The organism is Candidatus Igneacidithiobacillus taiwanensis, assembly GCF_031962545.1.
GTDB classification, from domain to species: domain Bacteria; phylum Pseudomonadota; class Gammaproteobacteria; order Acidithiobacillales; family Acidithiobacillaceae; genus Igneacidithiobacillus; species Igneacidithiobacillus taiwanensis.
Genome location: NZ_JAVRKK010000218.1, coordinates 1 through 2,624, shown reverse-complemented (window position 1 = coordinate 2,624; position 2,624 = coordinate 1). Strand labels below are relative to the sequence as shown.

The following is a 2,624-nucleotide window of genomic DNA, read 5'->3' as shown; positions in this document are numbered from 1 at the left end:
TTCCCCAGCGGCCCAGTCAATGCCTTGCCCGTGCTGCGCGGGTTTGCCGATCCGGCAACACGTTCATCCATGAAGTCCACGATACGCCGGGCCGCTTGCTTGTCGAGCTTGCGCAGCTGCTCTTTGGCCGTGTCGGTGTACTCAATCGTCCAGGCCAAGGTCTTTCCTCACGTCGGCTGAGGAATGGACCTTTTCCTCGCCCTTGCGCACACGCTCAAGCACATCGGCGGCGAGGTAGTAATCCTCCATCTCGGCCAGGCCTTTCTCGATGATTTCGCGCAGGTAATAGGCCTTTGATCGCCCGGTGCGGTGGGCGAGGTGGTTGAGCCGTTGCTCGAACTCTGGAGCAAGACGGATGGAAGTGGCCACGGTTCAGCTTCCCCAATATGAATACATGTATTCATTATGCGACAAAGCATCCTGCTTGTCGATGCCGCATGCACACACGAAAGCATGTCCGAAAACGTCATCAAGGATTCAGGCAAGCTCACAAGCCCGCAAAGCTAGTTTCTGCACATGCTGCGCAGGAGTGTCCGCAATCGCTCAGTTACGCACAACGGACACGCCATCCCCTAGCGTGGCAGGGAATGGGGTCTTATCGATGAGTCTTGATCTTCCCCAGCCAGTCCCGCCGCCGGTGACTGTGACGGCGTAACGATTGCTCTCGAACCCATTGCCGTGTTGGTCCAGCAGGGGGAGTCGCGCCCGTAGGGCGTGGGGGCTGGATATGCGAAGGATGGAGCTGCCAAGCTGGTTGCCTCGCGCGCGCATGCGCGCGGTTTTTTGATACCAGGCCCCCAGGGACGCCATTCCTACATTTTCCGGGATCAATCCATGATTCTTTTTCTTGGGGGCAAGACCGGCCACTGGCAGCATGCAGTGCTGTGCGCGCGCTATAACATCAAAAGGCTGCTGCGTATGATCGCCAAGAAGGGGGGGGCGTTCTGGTGGCGTCTTTTTTGCGCTTGCTCGGGAAAGCGTATCGGGGTGTTCTCCCGATCTGGCCGATCCAAGTCGATGCGCTGTGGCACGGATAGGTAACGCCCACGCAAGGGCGGTTCGCTTTGCTTGGTGGTGTTTGAATATTTCAGTGCCGACAATTTATAGGATGCAGATATGAATCCAGAAACAAGGCCTCGCTGTAAGCTTTGCGAAAATAAAGAAGATCTTGGATTTTCTATTTCTATGGCTTTTCAGCCTATCATAGATTACAAAGAAAAATCTGTTTTTGCTTACGAAGCATTAGTAAGAGGAACCGATGGCAGTCCTGCATATAAAATTCTTGAGAAAGTTAATGAAGAAAATATATATCAGTTTGATCAGAAATGTAGAACTACCGCAATACAGCTTGCCAGCAAGCTTGATATAAAAAGCAATCTTTCCATCAATTTCATCCCCGGTGCCGTTTACAAACCAGAAACATGCATAAGGCAAACTCTGGAAGCGGCCCATAAGTACAACTTTCCCACAAATAAAATTATATTCGAAGTCATCGAGTCAGAAAAAGTCCGCGACAGGAAGCACTTGCTTTCCATATTTCAATCGTACGCAGCGCTTGGCTTCAGAATGGCTCTTGATGATTTTGGCGAGGGATTTTCTGGGTTGAACCACTTGCTTGAACTTGACCCAAATATAATAAAAATTGACATCAAACTAATCAGAGATATAGATAAAAATAATAAAGCCAAATTGATTGTAAAAAACATCAAAAATCTGTGCGATGATCTAAATATAGCGGTAGTCGCTGAGGGTGTGGAGACTGTCGATGAATTAAGGGTTTTGCTCGATTTAAAGATTAACCTATTTCAGGGATATATCTTTGCTAAGCCAAAATTTGAGGGACTGCCGGATATTAATTATTTATCAATAGAATAATCATCTACAGAACCTGACAGCTATGTGACGATGTGTCGATGGCAGTTATTTTTCATCTTTGATTTCGATGAGTTGGTTCATCGCCAGTTTGGCACCTGGTCGATGGGGCTGGTTACAGCTGTAGCGGACAACCAAGCACTGTTTCTCAAATACGCCACAGGCCCAGAGTTCAATCCCTATCAAATGCGCCCAGCTGCAATTCGGGCTTTTTTTGAAGGAGCTGATGGAGAACACGCGCTGGATTGGGTAGTTGAATCCGCCGCAATCACCCCCCATGTCTGATCATCCACCCGAAATTCAACAGCCACAACAGATCAATGCTGTACCACCGCGAGCATGAGGCCGCATCCGTACGGGAGCGCAAGGAGGCCTTAACGAAGCTCTCACAAGATGCTCGTGGCGATGGCGCGGCAGGGGTGATGAGAGGCCCTAGGGTTTGTTGTGGGCGACATGGTGTCCACAACCGAGCGATTCATTGACCTGCAGCGCCGTGTCCTGCTCGGATGTGGACACCCGCGCATCACCGATTAACGATCATGGTGGTTGGCACCACCCCTGAAGATGAAAGAGACTTCGGGGTGGAAGGAGGCTGGTAGAGGTCGTGATCGTTTTTGGTGGTTTGAACCCCGCGGTTAAAATCGTCCGGCTTTATTCATGAAGTGGGCTAGTTCGCGCGCGCCTTGTGCGCCTCAACGTAGGCGCGCAAAACGGCATTCATGCGCGACTGATACCGCTTGCCGGTGTTCTTG

At 50.7% G+C, this 2,624-nt stretch carries 5 protein-coding genes; 2 read left to right on the top strand and 3 right to left on the bottom strand.

All coding sequences use genetic code 11. The annotated features are described in order from the left end of the window. Nucleotides 1-141: 141 nt before the first annotated feature. Entirely contained in the window at nt 142-369 is a 228-nt protein-coding gene (locus RTI30_RS13915) for a CopG family transcriptional regulator (protein ID WP_312284100.1), read from the bottom strand. A 174-nt stretch (nt 370-543) separates the two neighbouring features. Then, nucleotides 544-876: a hypothetical protein gene (locus tag RTI30_RS13910; RefSeq protein ID WP_312284099.1), complete on the bottom strand. Its 333-nt coding sequence runs from the start codon at nt 874-876 to the stop codon at nt 544-546. A 240-nt stretch (nt 877-1,116) separates the two neighbouring features. Here RTI30_RS13910 and RTI30_RS13905 point away from each other — a divergent pair, with 240 nt between their 5' ends. Both RTI30_RS13905 and RTI30_RS13900 read left to right on the top strand, forming a co-directional pair. Then, nucleotides 1,117-1,875, top strand: a complete 759-nt coding sequence (locus tag RTI30_RS13905) for an EAL domain-containing protein (protein ID WP_312284098.1) — start codon at nt 1,117-1,119, stop codon at nt 1,873-1,875. 24 nt (nt 1,876-1,899) lie between these two features. Then, nucleotides 1,900-2,157 carry a hypothetical protein gene (locus tag RTI30_RS13900; RefSeq protein ID WP_312284097.1) on the top strand — a complete coding sequence of 86 codons (258 nt, stop codon included), beginning with the start codon at nt 1,900-1,902 and terminating at the stop codon, nt 2,155-2,157. 382 nt (nt 2,158-2,539) lie between these two features. Here the strand turns inward: RTI30_RS13900 and RTI30_RS14390 are convergent. Continuing rightward, on the bottom strand, nt 2,540-2,624 hold an 85-nt coding region (locus RTI30_RS14390), incomplete at its 5' end, for a BrnA antitoxin family protein (RefSeq protein WP_409449721.1).